6 protein-coding genes are annotated in these 6551 nt (G+C 61.3%); 4 read left to right on the plus strand and 2 right to left on the minus strand.

The genetic code is table 11. The features are described from left to right. The 3 genes from MUM_RS1000000134685 to MUM_RS0103935 all read left to right on the plus strand — a co-directional run. On the plus strand, positions 1-195 hold a 195-nt coding region (locus tag MUM_RS1000000134685; RefSeq protein WP_238535518.1), incomplete at its 5' end, for a hypothetical protein. Further along, positions 150-1301 carry a macrolide transporter subunit MacA gene (macA, locus tag MUM_RS0103930; protein WP_029615771.1) on the plus strand — a complete coding sequence of 384 codons (1152 nt, stop codon included), beginning with the start codon at positions 150-152 and terminating at the stop codon, positions 1299-1301. The genes MUM_RS1000000134685 and macA, both read left to right, overlap by 46 nt. Positions 1302-1304: 3 nt before the next feature. Then, on the plus strand, positions 1305-3263 hold the full coding sequence (locus MUM_RS0103935) for a MacB family efflux pump subunit (protein ID WP_010167183.1): 1959 nt from the start codon (positions 1305-1307) through the stop codon (positions 3261-3263). 63 nt (positions 3264-3326) lie between these two features. Here MUM_RS0103935 and MUM_RS0103940 read toward each other — a convergent pair whose 3' ends face one another. Next, positions 3327-4028, minus strand: a complete 702-nt coding sequence (locus MUM_RS0103940) for a helix-turn-helix transcriptional regulator (protein ID WP_029615772.1) — start codon at positions 4026-4028, stop codon at positions 3327-3329. 185 nt (positions 4029-4213) lie between these two features. Then, on the minus strand, positions 4214-5458 hold the full coding sequence (locus MUM_RS0103945) for a methionine gamma-lyase (RefSeq protein ID WP_010167187.1): 1245 nt from the start codon (positions 5456-5458) through the stop codon (positions 4214-4216). 124 nt (positions 5459-5582) lie between these two features. On the opposite strand from MUM_RS0103945, the gene MUM_RS0103950 reads away from it, so the two are divergent. Continuing rightward, on the plus strand, positions 5583-6053 hold the full coding sequence (locus tag MUM_RS0103950; RefSeq protein ID WP_010167189.1) for an Lrp/AsnC family transcriptional regulator: 471 nt from the start codon (positions 5583-5585) through the stop codon (positions 6051-6053). The last annotated feature ends 498 nt before the right edge of the window (positions 6054-6551 follow it).

Raw genomic sequence — 6551 nt, forward strand, 5'->3', positions numbered from 1 at the left:
GAGTGGTGGGGCAAGAGCGTTTTGGTTACTTTTGCGCTTTTCAAAAGTGACCCGCTGAAAGAGCGGAACCGATATCAGCCGTTACCCAAAAAACGGATATGTACCCCGAGCCAAAAGCCGGACAACTTCAACACCTCTCATGGTCATTTATGGAAAAGTCAAAGTATCGAAAAGCAGGATTGGCCCTGGTGTTGACCGTCGCAGCGGGCCTGATCATCTACACCGTGCAGGCCCCCGCAGACGCGCCGCAATACCTGACCGCGACCGCCGAACGCAGTGACATCGAAAACGCCGTCCTGGCCACCGGCCTGCTGGAAGGCGTCAAACAGGTCGACGTCGGCGCCCAGGTCTCCGGCCAGCTCAAGTCCCTGAAGGTCAAGGTCGGCGACAAGGTCAAGAAGGGCCAATGGCTCGCCGAAATCGACCCGTTGATCCTGCAAAACACCCTGCGCAAAGCCGAGGTCGATGAAGAAAACCTCCAGGCCCAACGCCGCGCCACCGCCGCTCAACTCAAGGAAACCAAATCCGTCTACGAACGCTACCAAGGCCTGCAAGAGGACGAATCCGTCTCGCGCCAGGACTTCGAGACCGCCGAGTCCAACTATGAAGTGCAGCGCGCCAACCTGCTGTCCCTCGACGCCCAGATCAAAAGCGCCCATATCCAGATCGACACCGCCAAGATCAACCTGGCCTACACCCGCATCGTCGCGCCCATCGACGGCGATGTGGTGGGCATCGTCACTCAGGAAGGCCAGACCGTGATCGCCAGCCAACTGGCGCCGGTGCTGCTCAAGCTCGCCGACCTGGACACCATGACCGTCAAGGCCCAGGTCTCCGAGGCCGACGTGATCCACATCAGCCCCGGCCAGCAGGTGTACTTCACCATCCTCGGCGAGGCCGACAAGCGCTACTACGCCAAGCTGCGCGGCACCGAACCGGCCCCGCAAAACTTCCTCGAAACCCAGACCGCCGGCACGCCCAAGCAAAACACCGCCGTGTTCTATAACGCACTGTTCGACGTACCCAACCCCGACCACCGCCTGCGCATCGCCATGACCGCCCAGGTGCGCATCGTGCTCGACACTGCCAAGGCGGCGCTGACGGTGCCGGTGGCCGCACTCGGCCCGCGCAACGCCGACGGCAGTTACCCGGTGCGGGTGGTGGACGCCAAGGGCAAGGCCAGCACGCGCCAGGTGCAGACCGGCATCAACAACAACGTCAAGGTGCAGATCCTCGATGGCCTGGCCGAAGGCGACAAGGTGGTGATCGGCGACCCGTCGCCCGCCGTGGCGGGGGGCTGATTGATGACTCAGCCACTGTTGGAGCTTAAAGGCATCGTCCGCAGTTTCATGGCCGGTGACCGTGAATTCATTGCCCTCAAGGGCATTGACCTGACCATCCATGCCGGGGAAATGGTCGCGATCACCGGGGCCTCGGGTTCGGGTAAATCCACCCTGATGAACATCCTCGGTGGCCTCGACTACGCCACGGCCGGCAGCTACAAGATCAATGGCATCGAAACCCGCACCCTGGGTGATGAGCAACTGGCGGAGCTGCGCCGCGACTACTTCGGTTTTATCTTTCAGCGTTACCACCTGCTGGCGCATCTGAGCGCGTTGCACAACGTGGAAATGCCGGCGATTTATGCCGGTACGCCGGAAACCGCCAGGCATAGCCGCGCGGGAGAATTGCTGGCGCGGTTGGGTTTGTCGGGGCATCTGACCCATCGCCCGAGCCAGCTGTCCGGCGGGCAGCAACAGCGGGTGAGTATCGCCCGGGCCTTGATGAACGGCGGGGAGGTGATCCTCGCCGACGAACCCACCGGCGCCCTCGATACCCACAGCGGCAAGGAAGTGATGCGCATCCTGGCCGAGCTGCACGCCGCCGGGCACACGGTGATCATCGTCACCCACGACCCGAAAGTGGCGGCCAATGCCCAGCGAATCATTGAGGTGCGCGATGGGGAGATTGTCAGTGACCGCGCCAATGACAGTGTTGGCCTGGACCTGCCCACCGAGGCGCCCATCGAACCCAAGCGCAGCGGTGCGCGCAAGTTGGTGGCGAGCCTCGGGCTGTTCAAGGAGGCCTTCAACATGGCCTGGGTCGCGCTGATTTCCCATCGCATGCGCACCTTGTTGACCATGCTCGGTATTGTCATCGGCATCACGTCGGTGGTGTCGATCTCGGCCATCGGCGAAGGCGCCAAGCGCTACGTGCTCAAGGACATCCAGGCCATCGGCAGCAACACCATCGATATTTTTCCCGGCAAGAGTTTCGGTGACAGCCGTGCCTCGGCCATCGAGACGCTGTTGCCGTCGGATGTGGACGCGCTGAACCAGCTGTATTACGTCGACAGCGCCACGCCGGTGGTGGGGCGCAACCTGTTGCTGCGCTACGGCAACATCGACCTGGACGCCCAGGTCAACGGCGTCAGCGACCGCTATTTCCAGGTCAAGGGCCTGAAGCTCGAGGCCGGGATTACCTTCAGTGAAAGCGACGCCCGGCGCCAGGCCCAGGTGGTGGTGATTGACCACAACACGCGCCATCGGCTGTTCGGTCCCGGCGTGGATCCGTTGGGCCAGGTGATCCTGGTGGGCAGCCTGCCGTGCACGGTGATCGGGGTGACGGCGGACAACAAAAACATGTTCGCCGCCAGCAAGGCGCTGAACGTGTGGGTGCCGTATGAGACGGCAGCGGGGCGGCTGTTGGGCCAGCGCCATCTGGACAGCATCACCGTGCGCATCAAGGACGGCCAGCCGAGCAAGGTGGTGGAAGAGAACGTCACCAAGCTGATGTTGCAGCGCCACGGCACCAAGGATTTCTTTACCAACAACCTCGACAGCATCATGCAGACGGTGCAGAAAACCAGCCGCTCCCTGGCGTTGCTGCTGTCGTTGATTGCGGTGATTTCATTGCTGGTGGGGGGCATCGGGGTGATGAACATCATGCTGGTATCGGTGACCGAGCGCACCCGCGAGATCGGGATTCGCATGGCGGTGGGTGCACGGCAATCGGATATTCGCCAGCAGTTTCTGGTGGAAGCGGTGATGGTCTGCCTGATTGGCGGGATGATCGGCATCTCGCTGTCATTCGCCATCGGCTATCTGTTTTCGTTGTTTGTGAAAGAGTGGGAAATGGTGTTTTCCCTGGGCTCGGTGGTCACCGCGTTTGCGTGCTCGACGCTGATCGGGATTGTGTTCGGGTTTGTACCGGCGAGGAATGCGGCGCGGCTGGATCCAATCGAGGCCTTGGCGCGGGATTAGGCTGAATAGAGGATCAAAATGTGGGAGCGAGCAAGCCCGCTCCCACATTTGTTCCTCGGTGTTCTAGAGAGCTGTGTTTTCTTCTGCGGAATACATCCACCGCATCAACGAATGCCGGCCGCTGATGCCCATCTTGATCGCCGCCCGCTTGAGGTAGCTCTCGATGGTGTTGACCTTCAATGCCAGTTGCTCCGCCAGTTCCGGTGCGGTACGCCCGGCCAGCAACCCTACGCATACCTCAAGCTCGCGGCTGGAAAGGGCCAGGCCCGATTGCGCAAGGCGTTCTTCGAAGCGCCGGCGCAAGGTGTCGATGCCTTGCTGCTGCGGTGCTTCGCTGTCCGGGCCAGTGGGTTGCAGGGCACTGATGTGCTTTTCAACCATGGGCAGCAGCAGGGAGGAGAAGTCTTGCAGGATGATCCGTTCCTGCTGGGAAAAACTCTGTGACGGGTTGGCGCGATACACCGACAGCACGTAGCTGACGTCATCCTTGCGCCGGGTCAGGTGCAGTTGTGCGGCGGCCTGGGCCTCGTCCAGTTCAAGCACCGGGTCGGTGTACACCGGGCTGATACCCTGAGCGCGCGCACTGCCGGCCTTGCGCAGAGCGTGTGCCTTTGAACTCACGGGCATCTGGGTGATGTGCGTGGCGTCGACCGCCAGCTGGGTGAGGATCAGGTCGTGCAGCATGCGCGGGAAGTGCCGGCTGCCGGTGCTGGCGATGACTTTGCCAATGTGAGGGAACAGGTGTGAGTTCATCATTTCATCCATGAGTTTCAAGGAGGGCGGCGTACAGGGCAGTGATATCCATGACTGCCGCCTCGTATGCTAGTACAGGCTGTCGCAAACGGACCAATGAATGGATCAAATTTTTTGCGGTGCAGGGCGCAACGGGAAAAGCCCGACCTTTTCAGGCCGGGCTATTGATAAACGTCGCGCCTGCTGGTGAATTTACTTCAAGCGTGATGAACGTTTTGTTGCACCGCCCGGGATTTGGGCTTCACGGCGCAGGCGTTCAGTGCCTGGGCAACGTCGGCCAGCAAGTCGGCGACATCTTCCAGGCCGGCGGAAAGCCGCACCAGCCCTTCGGAAATCCCGTGGTGGGCGCGTTGTTCCGGGGTATAGGTGGAGTGGGTCATGCTGGCCGGGTGCTGGGCCAGTGACTCGGCGTCCCCGAGGCTTACCGCCCGGGTAAACAGCTTCAGGGCGTTCATGAAGCGTCGACCCATGTCGATGCCGCCCTTGAGTTCAAACGCGATCATGCCGCCGGACTGCTTCATCTGCCGCGCGGCCAATTCGTACTGCGGGAAGGAACGCAGGCCGGGGTAGGTCACCCATTCCACCAGGGGATGGGCCTGCAAGGCTTCGGCGATGGCCAGGGCGTTGCTGCAATGGCGGTCCATGCGCAGGGCCAGGGTCTTGAGGCCGCGCATCAACAGGGCGGCGTCCTGGGGCGACATCACCGCGCCGGTCAGGTCCTTGAGCCCTTGCAGGCGAATGCGCTGGGCCAGGGCCTGGCTGCTGACCGCGATCCCGGCGGTGATGTCGCCATGGCCGCTGAGGTATTTGGTGGCCGAGTGCACCACCACGTCGGCGCCCATTTCCAACGGGCGTTGCAAGTAGGGTGTGCAGTAGGTGTTGTCTACCACCACGGTGATGCCGGGTTGCTGGTGGGCGATCTCGGCGACGGCGGCGATGTCCACCAGTTGCAGGTTGGGGTTGGCCGGGGTTTCGAAGTAAATCATCCGGGTGGCGGGGTTGATGGCCTCGCGCAGGGCGTTCGGGTCGGTGAGGTCGACGTGGCGCACCTTGATGCCGAATTCGCCGATGCCGTGGTGCAGCAGGGCGAAGGTGCAGCCGTAGAGCGTCTGGCTGACGATGATCTCGTCACCGGGGCGGAGCAGGGTCCAGAACGTCGCGGCAATCGCGCCCATGCCGGAGCTGAAGGCTACGGCCGCTTCGCCGTTTTCCAGGGTGGCCATGCGCGCTTCCAGCAGGGCCAGGGTGGGGTTGGAGATGCGGGTGTAGAAGTGCCCGCTCTCTTCACCGGCAAAGCAGGCGGCGCCGTATTCGGCAGTGGGGAAGGCGAAGGTTGCCGACAGGTAAATCGGCGGCACGAGGGCGCCGTGGTGGTCCTGGGGGTCGTAGCCGTGGTGGATGGCACGTGTGGAAAAGCCGAACGTATTGTGTTTATTTTTCATGGTCGGACGCTCCTTATTTCCTACAATGCTATGCTTATAACTGCGGCCGAACGTTCCATAGTTTGCTGGGAAAACCCGGTAGATTGGGATGAAAAACAATAAAAATGACGTTTTGAGGCAAGATATGCCTATTCATCTGGATCGGACTGACAAGGCGCTTTTAAACGCTTTGCAGGGCAATGCGCGGTTGACCGTGGCGGAGTTGGCGGAGCGGGTGTCGCTGACCACTTCGCCGTGTTGGCGGCGGGTGAAGAACCTGGAAGACAGCGGGGTGATCGGTGGTTATCAGGCGATCCTGTCGCCCAAGGCGCTGGGGTATGGGGTGACGGCGTTTGTCAGCATCATGATGGACACGCATACCCGCGAGGTTGCCCGGGCGTTTGAACAGCGGTTGCTGGAGATTCCCGAGGTTGTGGCGTGCCATAACGTTTCCGGGCGGTATGATTTTTTGCTGGAAGTGGTGGCGAAGGATCTGGAGTCGTTTGGGGAGTTTGCGCGGGAGGTGTTGCAGAGCTTGCCGTGTGTTAAGGAGATTTATTCGAGTTTTTCTTATAAGTCGGTGAGGCCGTTGCGGGTGATTCCTTTACCGGAGTGAGGGTGTACATATCCATTTCTGCGGTAACGGCTGATATGGGTTCCGCTCTTACAGCGGGTCACTTTGGAAAAGCCCCAAAGTAACCAAAGGGCTCTGCCCCGCCTGTCGGCACCTCGCCTAGGCTCGGTGTTCCCTCACTCCGGGATTGCTCCGCGGGCCGCCGCGACGGGGCGTCCCTGCCCCGTCGCGGCTAAACCGGCGTCCTGCCGGTTTACCCGCTCCGCACCACCTGCGTTCGGCCTCGGCTTATTGGGGCAGTCAGATCAAAATCAAAAGCAAGAGCACAGCGGCCTACAGGCCGGCTTGAGTGGTAGAAGCCACAGCAAAAGCCAAAGCGAAAGCAGAGCTGCTTTTCTGTAGGAGCCGGCTTGCCGGCGATGGCATCACCTCGGTGTGTCTGATGTACCGAGTTGTCTGCATCGCAGGCAAGCCAGCTCCCACATTTGACCGTGCCCGCTGTAGATTTTGTCAGGGTAGTTGTCGCGTCCACCGCTTTCT

Origin of the sequence: Pseudomonas sp. PAMC 25886 (assembly GCF_000242655.1) — a bacterium.
Classification (GTDB): Bacteria; Pseudomonadota; Gammaproteobacteria; order Pseudomonadales; family Pseudomonadaceae; genus Aquipseudomonas.